We start from the raw sequence: 20,104 nt of genomic DNA on the forward strand, positions 1-20,104 counted from the left end.
GGCGGGGGCGAGTACAGCGGCGATGACCCGCGAGAAGCACCTGCCCGGCAGCACCACACCCATCCCCAAAAGAAATCGCTGTGGGAAGTCATCGAACTCGTCGGTGATTCGACCCATCAGCTGAAATGGAGCTCGGCCTCGACGTTCACCCGATGATGGTCCCGGCCCACGTGGGCCTCGGAACGCATCCGCTCGACCATGTGCGGGTAATGCAGCTCGAACGCCGGTCGCTCCGAACGGATCCGGGGCAGCTCGGTGAAGTTGTGCCGCGGCGGCGGGCAAGAGGTCGCCCACTCCAGCGAGTTGCCGTAACCCCAGGGGTCATCGACCGTCACCGGCTCGCCGTAACGCCAGCTCTTGAACACGTTCCACACGAACGGCAGGACCGAGACACCCAGGATGAACGATCCGATCGTGGAGATCACGTTGAGCGTGGTGAAGCCGTCGCTGGGCAGGTAGTCGGCGTAGCGGCGCGGCATCCCCTCGGCGCCCAACCAGTGCTGCACCAGGAACGTGGTGTGGAAGCCGATGAAGGTCAGCCAGAAGTGCAGCTTGCCCAGGCGTTCATCGAGCAGACGTCCGGTCATCTTCGGGAACCAGAAGTAGATGCCCGCGTAGGTGGCGAACACGATGGTGCCGAAGAGCACGTAGTGGAAGTGCGCGACGACGAAATACGAGTCGGTGACATGGAAGTCGATCGGCGGGCTGGCCAGCATCACGCCGGACAGGCCACCCAGCAGGAAGGTGACCAGGAAGCCGACCGAGAACAGCATCGGCGTCTCGAACGTCAACTGACCCTTCCACATCGTTCCGATCCAGTTGAAGAACTTGATACCGGTCGGCACCGCGATCAGGAACGTCATGAAGCTGAAGAACGGCAGCAGCACGGCACCGGTGGCGAACATGTGGTGAGCCCACACCGCCATCGACAAGGCGGCGATGCTGAACGTCGCATACACCAGCGTGGTGTAGCCGAAGAGCGGCTTACGCGAGAACACCGGGAAGATCTCGCTCACGATGCCGAAGAACGGCAGCGCGATGATGTACACCTCGGGGTGGCCGAAGAACCAGAACAGGTGCTGCCACAGGATCGGGCCGCCGTTGGACGGGTCGTAGACGTGTGCGCCCAGGTGGCGGTCGGCGGCGAGGCCGAACAGCGCGGCGGTCAGGATCGGGAATGCGATCAGCACCAGGATGGAGGTCACCAGGATGTTCCAGGTGAAGATCGGCATCCGGAACATCGTCATGCCCGGCGCCCGCATGCAGACCACGGTGGTGACCATGTTGACGCCACCGAGGATGGTGCCCAGGCCGCCGACTGCCAGGCCCAGGATCCACAGGTCACCGCCCGCGCCCGGTGAGTGGATCGCGTCGGTCAGCGGCGAGTAGGCGGTCCAGCCGAAGTCGGCGGCGCCCCCCGGGGTGATGAACCCGGCGAGCGCGATCGTCGCGCCCAACAGGAACAGCCAGAACGACAATGCGTTCAGCCGCGGGAACGCCACGTCGGGCGCACCGATCTGCAGCGGCAGCACCAGGTTGGCGAACCCGAACACGATCGGGGTGGCGTAGAACAGCAGCATCGCCGTGCCGTGCATGGTGAAGAGCTGGTTGTACTGCTCATTGGACAGGAACTGCAAGCCGGGGGCCGCCAGCTCGGCGCGCATGAGCAGCGCCATCAGACCGCCGATGAAGAAGAAGATGAAGCAGGCGACGCAGTACATGATGCCGATCAACTTGTGATCGGTGGTAGTCAACAGCTTGTAGACCAGATTGCCCTTGGGGCCTTGGCGCGCCGGGAACGGACGGCGGGCCTCAAGTCCATGCAGTAAGGGCGCTTCGGCTGTCACGAGATCCTCCAAAAACCCATCCCGGTTGTTCCCGAATCTCGCCTCAAATAGTAGTTGGACAGTCTGGCGAGCGAATTGAGTTGACCGAACCTCCTCGGTCGCCGCCGGTGCGCGCCAGACGCAGCACCAGCGGGCAGTCCGCCCCCGGCTGGCGCTGTGGAGTGTGAAGCACCGATTCACGTCCGCCCACATGTCTGGGCTAGTGGCGCTGCCCCGCCGACAGCTTGATGACGATCCGGCAAGATAACCGGGTTTCCTACAGCGTCCGGGAACAAAACCGCGGAAACCCCCGTTGACCACATCGACAGCAAGTTGAGCGATACAGACTCAAGTATGGGTTGACAATCTATGCCTACCCGGAGCAAGCTTGAGCGCAGTCCGCTCAGACCCCTTATCTCTAACAGGAGGCAACACCATGGCTCGTGCGGTCGGCATCGACCTCGGGACCACCAACTCATGCGTCGCGGTCCTGGAAGGCGGCGACCCCGTCGTCGTCGCGAACTCCGAGGGCTCCCGGACCACTCCGTCCGTCGTCGCGTTCGCGCGCAACGGCGAGGTGCTGGTCGGTCAGCCCGCCAAGAACCAGGCGGTGACCAACGTCGACCGGACCATCCGTTCGGTCAAGCGTCACATGGGCACCGATTGGACCGTCGAGATCGACGGCAAGAACTACACGGCGCAGGAAATCAGCGCTCGCGTGCTGCAGAAGCTCAAGCGCGACGCCGAGGCGTACCTCGGTGAGGACATCACCGACGCCGTCATCACCGTGCCCGCGTACTTCAACGACGCCCAGCGCCAGGCCACCAAGGAAGCCGGCCAGATCGCCGGCCTCAACGTCCTGCGCATCGTCAACGAGCCCACCGCGGCCGCCCTGGCCTACGGCCTGGACAAGGGCAGCAAGGAACAGACCATCCTGGTCTTCGACCTCGGTGGCGGTACGTTCGACGTCTCGCTGCTGGAGATCGGCGACGGTGTCGTCGAGGTGCGAGCCACCTCCGGTGACAACCACCTCGGTGGCGACGACTGGGACGACCGGATCGTCGAGTGGCTGGTCGACAAGTTCAAGGCCACCAGCGGCATCGACCTGACCAAGGACAAGATGGCGATGCAGCGGCTGCGCGAAGCCGCGGAGAAGGCCAAGATCGAACTCAGCTCCTCGCAGAGCACCTCGATCAACCTGCCTTACATCACCGTCGACGCCGACAAGAACCCGCTGTTCCTCGACGAGCAGCTGACCCGCGCCGAGTTCCAGAAGATCACTCAGGATCTGCTCGACCGCACCCGTCAGCCGTTCCAGTCGGTGATCAAGGACGCCGGCATCTCCGTCGGCGAGATCGACCACGTGGTTCTGGTGGGTGGCTCGACCCGTATGCCCGCGGTCACCGAGCTGGTCAAGGAAATGACCGGCGGCAAGGAGCCCAACAAGGGCGTCAACCCCGACGAGGTTGTCGCGGTGGGCGCTGCGCTGCAGGCCGGCGTGCTCAAGGGCGAGGTGAAAGACGTTCTGCTGCTTGACGTCACCCCGCTGTCCCTCGGTATCGAAACCAAGGGTGGCGTGATGACCAAGCTGATCGAGCGCAACACCACCATCCCGACCAAGCGGTCGGAGACCTTCACCACCGCTGACGACAACCAGCCGTCGGTGCAGATCCAGGTCTTCCAGGGTGAGCGTGAAATCGCCGCGCACAACAAGCTGCTCGGTTCCTTCGAGCTGACCGGTATCCCGCCGGCCCCCCGCGGTGTCCCGCAGATCGAGGTCACCTTCGACATCGACGCCAACGGCATCGTGCACGTCACCGCCAAGGACAAGGGCACCGGCAAGGAAAACACGATCAAGATCCAGGAAGGCTCCGGCCTGTCCAAGGAAGAGATCGACCGGATGATCAAGGACGCCGAGGCGCACGCCGAGGAGGACAAGAAGCGTCGCGAAGAGGCCGACGTCCGCAACCAGGCCGAGTCGCTGGTCTACCAGACGGAGAAGTTCGTCAAGGAGCAGCGCGAGGCTGAAGGCGGATCGAAGGTTCCCGAGGACACCTTGGCCAAGGTCGACGGTGCTATTGCCGAGGCCAAGTCGGCGCTGGAAGGCACCGACATCTCGGCGATCAAGGCGGCCATGGAGAAGCTCGGTGTCGAGTCCCAGGGTCTCGGCCAGGCGATCTACGAGGCCACCCAGGCCGAGCAGGCCGCCGGTGGAGACGGTGCTTCGGCCGCCGCGGACGACAACGTGGTGGACGCCGAGGTTGTCGACGACGACCAGGAGACCAAGTGAGCGAGAACGATTCGCACGAGCCGGTGACCATCACCGACAAACGGCGCATCGATCCCGACACCGGTGAGGTTCGTGAGCAGGCGCCGGCCCCAGGTGGGCCGGCGTCGGCCGCCTCCGCCGCTGGAGAGTCGGCGAGCGAGAGCGACGAGGTTGCCGAGCTCAAGGCCACGCTGCAACGCGTGAAGGCCGAATACGACAACTACCGCAAACGGGCTCTGCGTGATCAGCAGGTCACGGCTGACCGGGCCAAGGCGGGCGTCATCACTCAGTTGCTGGGTGTGCTCGACGACCTGGACCGCGCCCGCAGCCACGGTGACCTGGAATCCGGACCGCTCAAGTCGGTCGCCGACAAGCTCGTCGGTGCCCTTGAAGGACAGGGTCTTTCCGGATTCGGCGTGGAGGGTGACGAGTTCGACCCGTCGCTGCACGAGGCTGTGCAGCACGAGGGCGAGGGCACTCATCCCGTGGTCGGGACCGTGATGCGCCGGGGCTACAAGATCGGTGACCAGGTGATCCGGCACGCCCTCGTCGGCGTGGTCGACACGGTGCCCGAGGCCGAAGCTGGTGCACAGACGGCAGATAACACTGACGCCACCGGCGATCAGGCCGCAGAATCAGACAATTAGTCCATCCAACTAGAGAGAAGAGGTAAGGAGGTGGCGCATGGCCCAACGCGAGTGGGTCGAGAAGGACTTCTATAAAGAACTCGGCGTCTCCTCTGACGCCAGCGCCGACGAGATCAAGAAGGCCTACCGGAAACTGGCCTCCGAACTGCATCCCGACCGCAATCCCGATGCGGGAGCGGCCGAGCGGTTCAAGGCGGTTTCCGAGGCGAACAGTGTTCTGTCGGACCCCGCGAAGCGCAAGGAGTATGACGAGACCCGCCGGCTGTTCGCCGGGGGTGGGCGTCGGTTCAACCCGGGCGGGAACTTCAGTGGCGGATTCGGTTCCGACGGAGCCGAATTCAACCTGGGCGACCTGTTCGACGCTGCCGGCCAGAGTGGCGGCGCAAACATCGGTGACCTCTTCGGCGGGCTGTTCGGGCGTGGTGCACAACCGCGCCCGAGCCGGCCGCGTCGGGGCAACGACCTGGAAACCGAAACTGAGTTGTCCTTCCTGGAAGCCACGAAGGGCGTGGCCATGCCGCTGCGGCTGACCAGCCCGGCACCGTGCACCAACTGCCATGGCAGCGGTGCGCGGCCGGGCACCAGCCCCAAGGTGTGCCCGAACTGCAACGGCTCGGGTGTGGTCAACCGCAACCAGGGGGCGTTCGGATTCTCCGAGCCCTGCACCGAATGCCGGGGCAGCGGCTCGATCATCGAGCACCCCTGCGACGAATGTCAGGGCACCGGCGTCACCACCCGGACCCGCACGATCAACGTGCGGATCCCACCGGGTGTCGAGGACGGTCAGCGCATCAGGCTGGCCGGCCAGGGTGAAGCCGGGCTACGGGGTGCGCCCTCGGGCGACCTCTACGTCACCGTGCATGTGCGTCCGGACAAGGTGTTCGGGCGTGACGGCGACGACCTGACCGTCAGCGTTCCGGTCAGCTTCCACGAGTTGGCTCTGGGGACAACGCTTTCCGTTCCCACCCTGGACGGCAAGGTCGGTGTGCGGGTGCCCAAGGGCACCTCCGACGGCCGGATCCTGCGGGTGCGCGGACGCGGGGTGCCCAAACGCTCCGGCGGCCACGGTGACCTGCTGGTCACGGTGAAGGTCGCGGTGCCGCCGAACCTGGAAGGTGAAGCGGCAGAGGCGCTGGAGGCATATGCGAAAGCCGAACGAGCCAGCGGATTCGATCCGCGGGCCGGATGGGCAGGCAACATATGAGTCAGCGCAAAGACGAAGCCCGCACGTTTTTGATCTCGGTGGCCGCCGAGCTGGCCGGTATGCACGCGCAGACCCTGCGCACATACGACCGGCTCGGCCTGGTCAGCCCGCAGCGCAGTTCCGGCGGCGGGCGCCGCTACTCCGAGCGTGACGTCGACCTGCTCCGTGAGGTGCAGCGGTTGTCACAGGACGAGGGCGTCAACCTCGCCGGGATCAAGCGCATCATCGAGCTGACCAATCAGGTTGATGCGTTGCGCACACGGGTTTCCGAGCTGACCCAGCAGGTCGAACAACTCAGTGATCAGCGCCGCGACGTTTCGGTGGCATCCAAAGCGGTGGTCCTGTGGCAGCCCGGAGCCGCTCGGCGGCGACATAGGCCGTAGCCGAGGCGCGCGTTAGCCGACTCTGATCGAAAAGGTGGCCGTCTCCGGATTTCCGGGGGCGGCCATCATGTATTTCCCCCGGCGCAACGCGTCGGTGGGTGCGGCCATCGGCTCGATGCCCACCACGTTGTCGCTGCCCGGCGCGAAAAGCTGTGCGGCGGTATAACCCTCGTCGAAGGTGACGTCGACCCGGTGGCCGCCACCGGACAGTGTGAACACAGCACCCCGGGGCACGTCGTCGAAACCGTCGTCGAGTTCGGTGGTGCCCAGGCGTCTCGCCCCACCCGGCCACTCCCGGGATTCGCCGGTGGGCAGGCCCCGGTCATCCACGAGTAGATGCCGCATGGTCGGGGTCTGTAGCTGCCAATCTTGGCGGGGCACATCGGGAATCATCACGTACGGGTGGTAGCCGTAGCACAGCGGCACCGGCTGCTCGGCGGTCGGCGCCACCGTCGTGGACACGGTGAGGGTCCGATCGGCCAGCGTCACCGCCATGGTCAGGCGGTGGGGGAACGGGAACGTCGCCAGCAGGCCCGGTTCGGCGCCCCAGTCCAGTGCGGCTGCCAGTGTGTTCTCGGACTTCTCGATCACCTGCCAGTCCGGATTGGCGGCGAGCACGCCGTGCATCGGCGCCCCGTGCGCATCGGTGCGGACGCCGTCGACCCCGGGGGTCAAGTGCACTGTGGTGCCGTCGACGCGGTACTCGTTGGCGCTCAAGCGATTTGCCCACGGGTAGAGGATCGGGATTCCCATCGTCTTACCGTCGGTGAGGTAAGCCTGCAGCCCGCGCCGCTGGCCCAGGTATTCGACGTCGGTGTCCTTGTCCGCCAGCGAGGTGCAGATCATCCCCGCCTCCGGAACATACGTGGCAGTCAGCGACGACGACGGGTCATGCAGGGTGACTGATCGAACCGCGGCCATGGGGAAAGTCTGGCATCCTCAGCGCGTCAGCGGGTCGTGCTGGATGCGCTCGGCGGGCGCTCCCCGCTCGACCAGGGCGGCTTTGGTAACGGTGACCATGTCCGGGCCGCCGCAGACGAGGATCTGCCGATCGCCCCAGTTGCCGTACCTGGTCACCACTTCGGCCAGGGTTCCGGTTTGCCGGACGTGCAGGCCGCGCGGCGGCTGAACGTTGGGATACTGGCCCGCCCAGGGCGGATCGGTGCTGTATTCGGACACCGGGGTCACCGACAGCCACGGATTCGTGGAAGCGATGTGCCACAGCGTCTTCAGGTCGTACAGGTCGCACGGATAACGGCCACCGAAAAACAGGTGCACACGCGGATTCTCGCCGTGCAGCGACATGTCCATGATGATGTTGCGCAGTGGGGCCAGACCCGTGCTGCCCGCCACCATCAGCACGTCCTCGCCGTCGCGGTCGACGTGCAATCCGCCGTGCGGGCTGGACAGGCGCCAGCGGTCCCCGATCTTGGTCTCGGCGACGATGGCGGTGCTCACCATGCCGCCGGGGACCGACCGGATGTGGAACTCGATGCCCCCGGACCGGTCGGCGGGGACGGCCGGGCTCAGATAGCGCCACCGGCGCGGCCACTGCGGCACCTGGACCGTCACGTACTGCCCGGGGTGGTAGAACAGCGGCTGGTCGAGTTGCAGCCGAATCACCGAGACGTCGCGGGTGACCCGGTGGTGCTCGATGACGGTGCCGTCGCCATAGGCCGGGGAGTCCTCGGCATCGGCCGCTCCGCGCATCACCCCGATGATCAGGGCCACGGCATCGTGGGCGGCCTCGGCCAGTCGTTCGTCCCATTCGGGCTCGAGGTGGCTGTGCAGAGCGTTGTAGAGCGCATCCTGCATGGAGTCGTAGTGGCTCTGCGTCACACCGTATTTGCGGTGATCCCTGCCGAGCTGAGCCAGGAACGCCACCGGCTCCTCGGCACGCTGGTCGATCAACTCCCCGAACAGCCAGGTCAGGGCGCGGGCAAAGACATCGCGCTGGCTGTCCATGTCGGGAGGGAACAGATCGCGGGCCGAGAGGTCGGTGGCGAACCACTGGGTGTAGAAGTTGCGGATCAGCGTTGCAGAGCCCTGCTCGGGGTCGACAGCGTTCTGGAGCGTCTCCAGTGCCTGACGGTCATCGAGTCCCACGGAGTCGCAGTCTAGGCGTGGAGCGCCCGGGCCGCCGCAATGCTGCGATGATCACCAATGTCACGCCGGCGAGGGCCCAGCAACTGAGCACGATGATCGCCAGGTCCGCGCCCGCGCCGCCGAAGTATGCGGTGGATCGCAGCAGCGTGGCGGTGGCCCCCTGGGGCAACAGCTGACCGAGCTGGCCCCAGCCGGCGGGCAGCATCTCCGGTGCGGACGTCAGCCCGGACAGCGGGTTGCCCAGCAACAGGGCCAGCGCGGCGCCCACGGCCAGGCCGACCTTGCCGAACATCGAGCCCAGGCCGAGCATGAACAAACCGGCCGCCGCGATTCCCAGCGTCAGGCCTGCGGCCACGCCCCAGAAGTTCGAGTCGATCGAGCCGAATACGTACTGGAGCAGGGCCGCGACGGTGGTGCCTGCGACCGCGGCGAACACGATCGTGGCGGTCAGGCGGGTCCACACCTCGCTTCGCAATGCCAGCACCAGTGCGATGGCCGGCAGCATCCCGGCCATGGTGATCGGCAGCGCTGACGCCGCCAGGCCGGTTCCGCGCGAATCCTGGGTGGTGGGCGGGGCGAGGTCCTCGGTGTGCAGGGCAACCCCCGAGTGTGTGGCGATGCCGTTGCCGATCTGGGTGAGCAGTTGCGCGACGGCGGGGCCGCCACCGGTGGCGGTCAGCAGGGTCGGGCCCTGCGGGCCGAACGCTATGCCGCCATAGACGTTTCGGTTGAGGATCGCCTCGCGCAGGGCGTCCTCGCCGGGGTAATAGGTCACCTTGAATGCGCCTGGGGCCTGCTGTTCCAGGCGCTCGGCGATCTGGCTGGTGGCGGCCTGGGGTCCGGCGGCACCGATCGGTATGTCGTGGGGCTTGGAACGCGAGGCGGGCAGGGCGAACGCGATGGCGACGACGGCGATCGCGACGGTCAGCACGGCGACGATGCCCGCGGCGCGCACGACGGCGGGCGGTTCGTGTTCGGGTGCCGCGTGGTGGACGGGCGTGGGGGACTGTGTCGAGAGCATGTTCCCTCTTTTCATCCGATGTTGAATTAATCGGTTGGTGTGAGGGTAAGCCTGATGAGTCCTGTTTTCAACAATCATTGAAATGATAGTGTCGATGTATGGCTTCACCTGGGAAAACCGTCACGCGGCGCGGGCGACGCCAGGGCGACCCGGTCTCCCGCGACGCTGTGCTGGCCGCGGCCAAGCAGCGCTTCGCGGCCGAGGGATATGAGAAGACGACGCTTCGGGCGATTGCTTCGGATGCGCACGTCGACGCGTCGATGGTGCTCTACCTGTTCGGCTCGAAGGCCGACCTGTTCCGGGAATCGCTGCGCCTGATCCTGGATCCCGACGTGCTGGTGGCTGCCTTGGAAGGGCCGGCCGAGGAGATCGGCGAGCGCATGGTCCGCGCCTACCTGAAGATGTGGGAGACACCCGACACCGCAGCCAGCATGCGGGTCATGTTGCAGTCGGCAACATCGAATTCCGATGCGCACGTGGCATTTCGAACGTTCATGCAGGATTACGTGCTCGCCGCGGTGTCCGGCGTGCTCGGCGGTGGCGAGCAGGCCCGACTGCGGGCCATGCTCGCCGCATCCAACCTGGTCGGCACCGCGATGCTGCGTTACGTGATGGCGGTGCCGCCGATGGCGACACTCGACGGTGAAGAGGTCGTGCGACTGCTCGCGCCGACGGTGACCCGCTACCTCACCGCCGATGCTGATGAGCTGGGGTTGCCTGAGTTGTAGGCGCTCGGCATGCAGGCTCTGGATGGAGCGATCGAAGCGCTGTCCGCACCTACTTGCCGGCATTCTGGGCGCGGCGGTCGGGCTAAGCGTGGCGCCGTACTCCAGGCGATGAGGGTCAAACCCCCAGGTGACCGGAACTTCCTGGCTAGGCTGTGGTCGTGCGAGGGGACACGCTGGCGGCGGAGTTTGTGGCGCGGGGGCGTCTGCCGAGTACTCCCGGGGAATGGTTCGGCGTGTTGACCTTCTTCGCTGTGATCGGCACGACTTTTGCACTGATGCACTTTTGGGTCGGTCGGAGAGGGTCCGCTCGGTTGGGGGCGCAGGAAGCGCGGCTCAGGTCCGAGTCGGCGCAGTTCAGGTCGCAATGGCCGGCCCAGCAGCTGTGGCAGGCGCCCTATGCTGACCTCGAAGCAGAGGCGGAGCGGTGTTGGCGCATCATTTTCGTTCTGGAACAGCGACGCGACAGCGACGGCGGAGGGCGACGCGGTGACTTTGACGCCCAGATCGCGGCTCTGCGTGGCTGGATCACCACGGTGGTCAATGCGATGAACGCCGTCACTTCCCGAGCGCGGTAAACGCCGTCTCGATGCATCGGTCCACTTCGAGAATCCAGAGGTGAGAAGCCAGAAGATGGTCGACCAAGTGCTCGCTGACGCGTCACATGAACCCAAGAGCTTCGTTACGTACTTGGTTGTCAGTCTGGCGATATCCGCCGTCATTGCCGTGGTGTTCGTTGCTATCGCCTTGATTCCGTCAGCGGCGGGGGAACAGTTGGCTGCTGAACGGGCGCGGCTGTACATCGACTCCGAATTGTTCTGGATTCGTTGGCCGAAATATCGGCTCTTAGAAGCGCCCTACGATCAGCTGGCAGCCGAAGGAACCAGGTGTGAGCGGGTCATTGAGATCTACCGGCGCCAGCGCGGTACGAATATCCGGCCGGCTCCTGGGCCGGCCCGTGAAGTTCACGACGAAGCCAACCATCAGATCGCTGTCTACCAAGGCATGCTCGGCGCGGTGCAGAATGCGATGAACGACGCGATCTCGCGAGGCCGTGGCCCGCAGCAGCCGCCGCGCTACGGCGCGTGAATTCAGCTGCCCTCGAACTGATTCTGGCCCAAGGTGTCTACAAAGGTAGGGCCGCGGCGTTCGAGCTCACGCCGGTATTCGTCGGCCCAGGCGCCGAATGGCCGGTGCGCCAGGTATTCGTTGCGGAACCGGTCATCCTCGGACACCTCGGAAACGCAGAAAGAAGGAATGGCGAGATCGACCACCGGGCTGCCGCGCTCGACTTCCGAGAGCAGTAGCGGTGCGTTTCGCCCGAGGAATTGGTCGATGATCCAGCCGTCCTCGCCCAGCCATATCGAGTAGCGAATCTTCGCGATGACGTGTTCAGATCGGCCGACGATCTGCCCCGCGACCGATGGATCGAGTTCACGTTCGGCCTCGTAGCGGGTGCCACCGACGGCGGGGCCTTTGGCGGTCATGGTCCCCAGCGATTCCTCGCCCAAGGTCGCTACGAGCTCGGCGGGAGTGGCATCCAATTCCGCGGGTGCAGGCCCCTGCACCCGGACGCGCACCGCGTATCCATCGGATGCGAACAGATATGCCTGCACGATGAGGGCAGGCATCGGATCTGATGCTGCCACCGCGGGCAATTCGCGGACAAAGAACTTCCGCTCGAATTCGAAATCACCGAAACCGGATTCGGACATGCGCACACCGTAGCCCGATCCGCGCCGAAAACGTCACCTATAGGGCGTGAATTCCCTTGTAGAGCACGAGGAGGCCGATCGCCACGAGAATCGCCGCAACCAAGACTGCGTGGTTGCGTTCCATCCATTCCTTGAGTCGGACCAGTGTGGGATCGAGACGATCACCCGATACCGCGTAAGCGAGGATCGGCAGGGCCACCGTCGACCCCGCGAACGCCACGTAGTAGAGCCCCGCTGCCCACACCCCGGGTTGACCGAGGCCGGCGCTACCGATGGCTAATCCTGCTGCCGCACAGATGAACAGCACCTTGGGGTTCACCACGGTGAGTACGGCGCCGGCAGCTCCGGCCTTCACGGGCGTCAGCTTGCTGAGGCCGGTCATCCAGCCGGCCATGTGCTCCGATTTCGCCCGGGTGAGAAAGCGGTAGACGCCGAAGACGATGAGGGCGACGCCCACCACGATGCGCAACCACGAGGCCCACGTCGGGGCCGCGTTGAGCCCGCCGAGCATGCTGGAGACACCGACGAAGATCGTGGTCAGCGCGGCCAGTCCGACGAGCCACCCGGTGAGGAAGGCCAGGCCGGTCGGTCGAGGGCGAGGGGTGTGCAGCACCAGCACGGCCGGAATGATCGACAGCGGTGACAAGGCCACCACCAGTGCCAGCGGGATGAGTTCGGCAAGAACCGAACCCCAGCTTTCCGTCATGGCCGCCCTCTCGATGCAGTATCCGAGCAAAACCTAGCAAGCATCGAGTCACGCGGGAGCTGGGTGCTCACCAACGGCCGGTCGCAACGTCCTCGACGGCGTCGGCGGCGTGCCCCGGCCCGCCATGGGCACGGATCTCGTCGCGAATGGCGTCGAGGTTCGTTCGGATCTGCTGATCGGCCGCGACACCGAGTACCGCGTTGCGGATCTCGGCGATTCTGGGGAGATGGTCTGCGAGGTGACGGCCGACGCCGATGGTCTCCAGTCTGGCGGCATTGGCGGGCTGATCGACGGCCTGCGGAATCGCCACCATCGGTACCCCGAACCACAGTCCTTCGGTGCACGAGCCCATGCCGGCGTGGGTGATGAAGCAGTCGGCCACCCGCAACACCGCCGGTTGGGGAACGGTGTCGCGCAGTTGAACCCACGAGGGCACCGGACCCACGTCGGCACCGCCCGTGGCGAGCACCAGCCGCCAACCCAGACCGTCGAGCGCCCCGATCACGTTGCGATAGACGTCGGCTCGGTCGGTGTAGGCCGTGCCGAAGGCGAGTAGGGCCAGCGGGCCGTCGCCGTCCGGCGGGGTCCAGTCACGCGGACCTGCACGACGTGGATCGATGCACGGCCCCACGAACCGGTAGCGGTCACCGACCCGGTCGGCGTTCCGTTGCATGACGCGGGGGATCAGCGCCAGACAACGTCGCGGCACACCGGTTACGTCGTCGAACGTCAACCCTGATCGCGAATCGGTGAGCCAGTCATCGAACATCTGGCGGTAGGCCAGGCCGCTTGGGCTGTTGAGAATGGGATCGAGTATTTCGGCCATGTCGTCGTGGTAGCCCTCCCAGGCCACCTCGCTCGGGGACAGCTGAGCTGACGGCACGCCCCATTGCTCCGCGGCCACCGGACCGGCCATGCCGCCGATGTCGTAGAGCACCAGGTCGGGCTGATCGTCATCGAGGGCGGCGTGAAGCTGGGGCAACACATGGATGGCCTCGTCGAGGAACATCCGCATGCCGGTCACCGGGTCGCCCTCATCATCCCAATCCTCGGGCGCTCCCGGAGCACCCGGAAGCATGGACGTGCACTCCACGACGTCGGCGCCGGTCGGGCGAACCAGCCCGCTCAGGTGGCCGCTGACCAGGTAACTCACCCGATGGCCGCGGCGCGTCAACTCGTGAACCACCGCCAAATGCGGGTACATGTGGCTGGGAGCGGATGCGGCGACGAGGGCGATGTGCACGCGACCAAGTCTGCCCGGGAAAAATTTTTAAAGTTGAGCGGAACAGACTCAACCTTGACTACGTTGTACATCGCGACAAGCATTTTCCACGTAGCCGAAATGGCCGTGGATAGACACAGAAGGGGAGGTGTCGTGGACTCGTTCAACCCGACCACGAAGACCCAGGCGGCGCTGACCTCGGCGTTGCAGGCGGCGACCGCCGCAGGCAATCCGCAGATCACCCCCGCCCATTTGTTGATGGCGTTGCTGACGCAGAACGACGGTATCGCCGCACCACTGCTGGAGGCGGTCGGAGTTGAGCCCGCAACCATTCGCGCAGAAGCCGAGCGCATAGTCGGCCGCCTGCCGAGTGCGAGTGGATCCAGCTCGCAGCCGCAGCTGTCGCCCGAGTCGATCACCGCGATCACGACGGCGCAGCACCTCGCCACCGAGATGGACGACGAGTACGTCTCCACCGAGCACCTGATGGTCGGCCTGGCCACCGGAAATTCCGAGGTCGCCAAGCTGCTGACGGGCCATGGCGCGTCGCCGCAGGCGCTGCGTGAGGCGTTCACCAAGGTGCGCGGCAGCGCGCGCGTCACAAGCCCCGACCCCGAGGGCAGCTACCAGGCGTTGGAGAAGTACTCCACCGACCTGACCGCCGCCGCGCGTGAGGGCAAGCTCGATCCGGTCATCGGCCGCGACACCGAGATCCGTCGTGTCGTACAGGTCCTGAGCCGCCGCACCAAGAACAACCCGGTGCTCATCGGCGAGCCCGGCGTCGGCAAGACCGCGATCGTCGAGGGCCTGGCCCAGCGCATCGTCGCGGGTGATGTGCCCGAAAGCCTGCGGGACAAGACCGTCATCAGCCTGGATCTCGGGTCGATGGTGGCCGGTGCCAAGTACCGCGGTGAATTCGAGGAACGCCTCAAGGCTGTCCTCGACGACATCAAGAACTCGGCCGGCCAGGTCATCACGTTCATCGACGAGCTGCACACCATCGTGGGCGCCGGTGCCACCGGCGAGTCCGCGATGGACGCCGGCAACATGATCAAGCCCATGCTGGCCCGCGGTGAGCTGCGACTGGTCGGCGCGACGACCCTCGAGGAGTACCGGAAGTACATCGAGAAGGACGCCGCTCTGGAGCGTCGCTTCCAGCAGGTGCTCGTCGGCGAGCCGTCTGTCGAGGACACCGTCGGCATCCTGCGCGGCCTCAAGGACCGCTACGAGGTGCATCACGGCGTGCGCATCACCGACTCCGCGCTGGTCGCCGCGGCCACGTTGAGTGACCGCTACATCACCAGCCGGTTCCTGCCGGACAAGGCCATCGACCTGGTCGACGAGGCCGCGTCCCGGCTGCGCATGGAGATCGACTCCCGGCCTGTCGAGATCGACGAGGTCGAGCGGCTGGTCCGTCGCCTCGAGATCGAGGAGATGGCGCTGTCCAAGGAAGAGGACGACGCGTCGAAGGACCGGCTGGAGAAGCTGCGCGGTGAGCTGGCCGACTACAAGGAGAAGCTCGCGGAGCTCACGACTCGTTGGCAGAACGAGAAGGGCGCCATCGACATCGTCCGCGAGTTCAAGGAGCAACTGGACACGTTGCGCGGTGAGGCCGACCGGGCCGAGCGCGACGGCGACCTGGCCAAGGCCGCAGAGCTGCGCTACGGGCGTATCCCCGAGGTCGAGAAGAAGCTCGACGCCGCGCTGCCCGTGGCCGAGGCTCGCGAGAACGTGATGCTCAAGGAGGAGGTCGGCCCCGACGACATCGCCGACGTGGTCGAGGCGTGGACCGGCATTCCCGCCGGCCGGATGCTCGAAGGCGAGACCGCCAAGCTGCTGCGCATGGAGGAGGAGCTGGGCAAGCGCGTCATCGGCCAGAAGGCGGCGGTGACCGCGGTGTCGGATGCGGTGCGCCGCAGCCGGGCCGGGGTGGCCGACCCCAACCGGCCGACAGGTTCGTTCATGTTCCTGGGCCCGACCGGTGTCGGTAAGACCGAGCTCGCAAAAGCGTTGGCGGAGTTCCTGTTCGACGACGAGCGTGCGATGGTCCGCATCGACATGAGCGAGTACGGCGAGAAGCACTCGGTGGCTCGGCTGGTCGGTGCGCCTCCCGGGTACATCGGCTACGACCAGGGCGGTCAGCTGACCGAGGCCGTGCGCCGGCGTCCCTACACGGTGGTCCTGTTCGACGAGATCGAGAAGGCGCACCCGGACGTGTTCGACGTGCTGCTGCAAGTGCTCGACGAGGGCCGGTTGACCGACGGCCAAGGCCGCACGGTCGACTTCCGCAACACGATCCTGATCCTGACCTCCAACCTGGGTGCCGGTGGCACCGAGGAGCAGGTGATGGCCGCGGTGCGGGCGGCGTTCAAGCCGGAGTTCATCAACCGGCTCGACGACGTGATCATGTTCGACGCGCTCAACCCCGAGCAGCTGGTGTCGATCGTCGACATCCAGCTACAACAGCTGCAGAAGCGGCTGGCGCAGCGCCGGCTCACCCTCGAGGTGTCGCTGCCCGCCAAGACCTGGCTGGCGGAGCGTGGTTTCGACCCGCTCTACGGTGCCCGTCCGCTGCGCCGCCTGGTGCAGCAGGCCATCGGCGACCAGTTGGCGAAGATGCTGCTGGCCGGCGAGGTGCACGACGGTGACGTGGTGCCGGTCAACGTCAGCGCGGATGGCGAAAGCCTCGTTCTGGGCTGAGCCAGCCTGACGGAAGACACAAAAGTGCCCAATTCCCATCGGAATTGGGCACTTTTGTTTCCGCTCGCGCAAAGATGGGCGGGTGATCACCAAGGTCCCCGGTAAACCCAACCTGCTCCTCGGCGCGTACGACCTGGCCGACCTGGGTTACGGCGCCGAGGAGTTCTTCGTGTCCGGAACGGCCAGGTCCTATTCGGACACCGTGCCGTCCGAGGCGGACTACACCACCCGCATCGTCGTCATCTCGCCCACGGATGCGGCGAAGTCCAACGGCACCGTGATCGTCGAGTGGCTGAATGTCAGCGGCGGGATCGACGCGCCCGCGGTCTGGTTCATGGCGCATCGGGAGATCGCCCGTGCGGGCTACACCTACGTGGCGGTCTCCGTCCAACAGGTCGGCATCCAGGGCGGAACGAGCCTTGTAGGCGCCGAGATGTCATTGAAAGCACAAGACCCGCAGCGCTATTCCGAGCTGAACCACCCGGGAGACCCCTTCGCCTACGACATCTTCACCCAGATCGGCCGTCTGATCCGCGATGGCGCGATCGACGGTCTGCGGCCGGAGACCGTTCTGGCGGTGGGTGAGTCGCAATCCGCGGCATTCCTGACGACGTACGTCAACGCCGTGGACCCGGGCGCCGCCACGTATGACGGCTTTCTGGTGCATTCGCGATTCGGCAATGCCGCACCCCTCGACGACACCCACGTCTTCGACGAGGCCAGGTCGGATGTGGCCGTGCCCTTCCGCCCGGATCTGCGTGTTCCGGTGCTCACCGTGCTCGCCGAGACCGATGTCGTCGGGGGCTTCCGCGTGGGCTATCACGCTGCGCGGCAGGCGGACAACGAGTTTCTGCGGGCCTGGGAGGTGCCGGGGACCGCGCACGCTGACAACTACACCATCCGCGTCGGTTTCATCGATGACGGGTCCAGGCCGCTCGAAGCCATCGTCGCGGCGTACGCACCCACAAATGAGCTGATGGGCACGCGACTGTCGTACTACATCAACTTCGCTCCCCAACATCACTATGCGCTGCAGGCCGCGATCGCCGCACTCAACACCTGGGTTCACACCGGCACTCCCGCGCCGAGCGCACCGCCGATCGCCTTGACCGGCGGCGACCCGCCGGGACTCGTCCTGGATGCGAACGGGCTCGCCGAGGGCGGAGTCCGCACGCCGTGGGTCGATGTCCCGATCGCGCGGACGTCGGGACTCGCGAAGGACGAGAGCCCCATGTCCTTCCTTTTCGGGTCGGGCGAGGTGTTCGACGCCGCGAGGCTGTGCGAGCTCTACCCCGACGGCGTCGACGAATATCTCGACCGCTTCACCGATGCGCTTGACCGGACAATCGAGGCCGGATTCCTTCTGCCCGCGGACCGCCCGGAGATTCTGGAGCTCGCGGCCGCGATGTTCCCAGCCGTCAGATGTTGAACCTGCCGGCGAATCCCCGCAGCGGCACGTCGGCGCTCGTCAACAGTCCCGGCGGTGCTTTGACCACCGACGCGATGGCGTTGAGTGCGGGCAGGCCGGTCACGGTCATGCCGATCGAGGCGAACGAGGCCGGATCGGACAGGTCCACACCGGGTTTCGGGAAGATCATGTGCTTGTTGTAAACGCACGGATCGCCCTTGATCTGGGTGATGTAGCAGCCCTTGATATCCCAGCTCGGATCGGTGTGCGGGGTCATCTGCCATTCCAGGTGGGTTTCGACGCGCGGCACTCCGTCGACCATGCCCTGGTACTTGATGTAGTTGCCGCCCAGCGATCCCTTGGGCAGCGTGTACCAGCCCAGGTCGACATCCTTGGTGCAGGCGCCGAGCTCGTAGCTGAACTTGACCTCGTCGAGTTCCAGCCCGAAGCAGTCGGCCATCATCAGCACGCTGTCGGCGAAGACCCGGGTGTACTTCTCCAATTTGGCCGGGATCGACGGATCGTCGACGGGCAGGCCGTAGCCGACCTCGATCCAGGTGTCCTTGCTGTGATGGCATGACACATCGACGGATTCGATGGTGGTGACGTTCTCGATCTCGGCGACGTCGGCCGAGCACACCACGCCCAGGATCTGGTTGACGCCGGGGTTCATCCCGGTGCCGTAGAACGTCGACGAGCCCTTCGCGCACGCCTCGGCCAGCAGCTGAGACACCGGCTTGCCGGACGGATGCGGGTGGTTGGTGTCGCGGTGCCAGCCGGTGATCCAGTCGGCGGTGGTGACGATGTTGATCCCGGCCTCAAGGACTTTCACGTAGAGGTCCTCATCCGGAAAGACGCCGTGGAACGTCAATACGTCGGGCTTGGCGGCGATGATCTCGTCGATCGAGCCCGTCGCTGTCACCCCGATCGGATCGATGCCGGCGATCTCACCGGCATCGCGGCCCACCTTTTCCGGTGTGTAGCAATGCAATCCGACAAGTTCGAGGTCGGGTCGCTTGCTGATGCGCTTGATCATCTCGGTGCCGACGTTGCCGGTCGCCACCTGGAAAACGCGGAGCTTCTCGGTCATAGGGTGTCTGCCTTCCGTATAAGCGACAGGTCTGCGGCGCTGCCGCCCCGACCGTCTGGATAGAACTGCATGGCCCACTTGCGGATTGCGGTGAAGCCCTCGTACTCGGCGGTGGCCAGCGCCGGAGGATCGGAGTAGCGCTGGTGTGACCAGATGTGGATGTCCTGGGTGAACTGGCGGATCACCTCGTCGCCGAAATCGGTGGCGCGCTGGGCAGCCCGGGGACTGTCCTTGCCGGGGGTTCGGCCGATGTAGACCATGAACCGCACGTCGGAGGTGGACTCGTCGACGGGGGTGACGGCCGAGATGGTGCGGTTGTCGATCATTCCCCAGCTCTTGGTCACCGCGATGCCCAGACCGCCGTTGATCGCCTCGACGCCGCTGCGCACATCATCGATCGACTGTTGATCGTCGCCCTCGAACGTGATGGTGAAGTCGACGTAGGAGATCGGCGCGGCGAAGTCGTGGCGGGTGAACACCGGCACGATCGGGGTCTGGTGCACGAATTTGAAGTGCGCGAAGTCGACGCCGTTCTCCAGCACGTACTGCGGATGCAGCTCGAGCCCCCCGCGGAACAACCGCTGCTGGGGGTAGTAGTCGGCGGCGGTGCTGCCGTCACCGAAGGACGCGAACACATCCGGCGCATCGAAGAACGGCTCACGCCCTTCGATGTCGTGCCAAACATAGATGGCCTCGTTGCGTTCGACGACGGGGTAGGTGCGCATCCGGCGGCCGCGGTTGGGCCGGTCCTGGTACGGGATGCAGACGTTGCGGCCCTCGGCATTCCACTGCCAACCGTGGAACGGACATTGGATGACCTCGCCGACGACGTGGCCGCCGAATCCGAGGTGGGCGCCCAGATGCTCGCAGTAGGCGTTCATCACGGTCACCTGCCCGGATTCCGAGCGCCAGGCGACCATCTCCTCGCCGAAGTACTTCATGGCGTGCACGGCCCCGGTGCCCACCTGGTCCGACCAGGCGACTTGGAACCATCCCGTCGGTTTCATCGACAACGGTGGTTTTGCCATGACGCGAATCGTAGGAGGTTCTGTGAAACTTTGAAAGAGGGTTCTGTGAAATTG

General features: G+C 65.7%; 18 protein-coding genes. 9 read left to right on the forward strand and 9 right to left on the reverse strand.

Going from position 1 to position 20,104, the window contains the following annotated elements:
* Positions 1–116: 116 nt before the first annotated feature.
* Entirely contained in the window at positions 117–1,847 is a 1,731-nt protein-coding gene (gene ctaD / locus ACZYZ7_RS09730) for an aa3-type cytochrome oxidase subunit I (RefSeq protein ID WP_135452015.1), read from the reverse strand.
* Between the two features lie 415 nt (positions 1,848–2,262).
* Between ctaD and dnaK the strand changes: the two genes are divergently transcribed.
* From dnaK to ACZYZ7_RS09750, 4 genes are read left to right on the forward strand one after another with little or no spacing between them, the layout of a single operon-like run.
* The gene (gene dnaK, locus ACZYZ7_RS09735; protein ID WP_135452017.1) at positions 2,263–4,116 is read left to right on the forward strand and encodes a molecular chaperone DnaK; all 1,854 of its coding nucleotides are present in this window, start codon (positions 2,263–2,265) and stop codon (positions 4,114–4,116) included.
* Positions 4,113–4,742 (forward strand): nucleotide exchange factor GrpE, encoded by a 630-nt coding sequence (gene grpE, locus ACZYZ7_RS09740; protein WP_135452019.1) that lies wholly within the window; start codon positions 4,113–4,115, stop codon positions 4,740–4,742. Before dnaK ends, grpE begins: the two co-directional genes overlap by 4 nt.
* Positions 4,743–4,779: 37 nt before the next feature.
* Entirely contained in the window at positions 4,780–5,946 is a 1,167-nt protein-coding gene (dnaJ, locus tag ACZYZ7_RS09745) for a molecular chaperone DnaJ (RefSeq protein WP_135452021.1), read from the forward strand.
* Positions 5,943–6,329: a heat shock protein transcriptional repressor HspR gene (locus tag ACZYZ7_RS09750; protein ID WP_135452023.1), complete on the forward strand. Its 387-nt coding sequence runs from the start codon at positions 5,943–5,945 to the stop codon at positions 6,327–6,329. Before dnaJ ends, ACZYZ7_RS09750 begins: the two co-directional genes overlap by 4 nt.
* Positions 6,330–6,341: 12 nt before the next feature.
* Here the strand turns inward: ACZYZ7_RS09750 and ACZYZ7_RS09755 are convergent, their stop codons facing one another.
* Genes ACZYZ7_RS09755 through ACZYZ7_RS09765 form a run of 3 tightly spaced genes read right to left on the reverse strand, consistent with a single transcriptional unit; the run spans position 6,342 to position 9,456 of the window.
* A complete protein-coding gene (locus ACZYZ7_RS09755; protein WP_450069357.1) occupies positions 6,342–7,250 on the reverse strand; it encodes an aldose 1-epimerase in 909 nt (302 codons plus the stop codon).
* An 18-nt stretch (positions 7,251–7,268) separates the two neighbouring features.
* Entirely contained in the window at positions 7,269–8,435 is a 1,167-nt protein-coding gene (locus ACZYZ7_RS09760) for an FAD-binding oxidoreductase (protein WP_450069356.1), read from the reverse strand.
* A complete protein-coding gene (locus ACZYZ7_RS09765; protein WP_450069355.1) occupies positions 8,422–9,456 on the reverse strand; it encodes an ABC transporter permease in 1,035 nt (344 codons plus the stop codon). The genes ACZYZ7_RS09760 and ACZYZ7_RS09765 overlap by 14 nt, the downstream gene beginning before the upstream one ends.
* Before the next feature lie 98 nt (positions 9,457–9,554).
* Between ACZYZ7_RS09765 and ACZYZ7_RS09770 the strand changes: the two genes are divergently transcribed.
* The 3 genes from ACZYZ7_RS09770 (at position 9,555) to ACZYZ7_RS09780 (ending at position 11,270) form a co-directional block, all read left to right on the forward strand.
* The gene (locus tag ACZYZ7_RS09770) at positions 9,555–10,184 is read left to right on the forward strand and encodes a TetR/AcrR family transcriptional regulator (protein WP_450069354.1); all 630 of its coding nucleotides are present in this window, start codon (positions 9,555–9,557) and stop codon (positions 10,182–10,184) included.
* Between the two features lie 158 nt (positions 10,185–10,342).
* Positions 10,343–10,759 (forward strand): hypothetical protein, encoded by a 417-nt coding sequence (locus ACZYZ7_RS09775; RefSeq protein ID WP_450069353.1) that lies wholly within the window; start codon positions 10,343–10,345, stop codon positions 10,757–10,759.
* A 40-nt stretch (positions 10,760–10,799) separates the two neighbouring features.
* Positions 10,800–11,270, forward strand: coding sequence for a hypothetical protein (locus ACZYZ7_RS09780; protein ID WP_450069352.1), 471 nt, complete (start codon positions 10,800–10,802; stop codon positions 11,268–11,270).
* A 2-nt stretch (positions 11,271–11,272) separates the two neighbouring features.
* Here the strand turns inward: ACZYZ7_RS09780 and ACZYZ7_RS09785 are convergent, their stop codons facing one another.
* The 3 genes from ACZYZ7_RS09785 to ACZYZ7_RS09795 form a co-directional block, all read right to left on the reverse strand.
* Positions 11,273–11,896 (reverse strand): CYTH domain-containing protein, encoded by a 624-nt coding sequence (locus ACZYZ7_RS09785; RefSeq protein ID WP_450069351.1) that lies wholly within the window; start codon positions 11,894–11,896, stop codon positions 11,273–11,275.
* A gap of 37 nt (positions 11,897–11,933) precedes the next feature.
* Positions 11,934–12,602, reverse strand: a complete 669-nt coding sequence (locus ACZYZ7_RS09790; protein ID WP_463740805.1) for a GAP family protein — start codon at positions 12,600–12,602, stop codon at positions 11,934–11,936.
* A gap of 67 nt (positions 12,603–12,669) precedes the next feature.
* Positions 12,670–13,845 carry a macrolide family glycosyltransferase gene (locus tag ACZYZ7_RS09795; RefSeq protein WP_450069349.1) on the reverse strand — a complete coding sequence of 392 codons (1,176 nt, stop codon included), beginning with the start codon at positions 13,843–13,845 and terminating at the stop codon, positions 12,670–12,672.
* A 132-nt stretch (positions 13,846–13,977) separates the two neighbouring features.
* On the opposite strand from ACZYZ7_RS09795, the gene clpB reads away from it, so the two are divergent.
* Together clpB and ACZYZ7_RS09805 are read left to right on the forward strand one after the other, a co-directional pair.
* On the forward strand, positions 13,978–16,524 hold the full coding sequence (gene clpB, locus ACZYZ7_RS09800; RefSeq protein ID WP_135452041.1) for an ATP-dependent chaperone ClpB: 2,547 nt from the start codon (positions 13,978–13,980) through the stop codon (positions 16,522–16,524).
* A gap of 82 nt (positions 16,525–16,606) precedes the next feature.
* A complete protein-coding gene (locus tag ACZYZ7_RS09805; protein ID WP_450069348.1) occupies positions 16,607–17,953 on the forward strand; it encodes an alpha/beta hydrolase domain-containing protein in 1,347 nt (448 codons plus the stop codon).
* Here ACZYZ7_RS09805 and ACZYZ7_RS09810 read toward each other — a convergent pair.
* The gene (locus ACZYZ7_RS09810) at positions 17,943–19,022 is read right to left on the reverse strand and encodes an NAD(P)H-dependent amine dehydrogenase family protein (RefSeq protein ID WP_450069347.1); all 1,080 of its coding nucleotides are present in this window, start codon (positions 19,020–19,022) and stop codon (positions 17,943–17,945) included. The genes ACZYZ7_RS09805 and ACZYZ7_RS09810 overlap by 11 nt on opposite strands.
* Positions 19,019–20,050 (reverse strand): Rieske 2Fe-2S domain-containing protein, encoded by a 1,032-nt coding sequence (locus ACZYZ7_RS09815; protein ID WP_450069346.1) that lies wholly within the window; start codon positions 20,048–20,050, stop codon positions 19,019–19,021. Before ACZYZ7_RS09815 ends, ACZYZ7_RS09810 begins: the two co-directional genes overlap by 4 nt.
* Positions 20,051–20,104: the final 54 nt, after the last annotated feature.

Source organism: Mycobacterium sp. IDUB_17 (assembly GCF_055419465.1).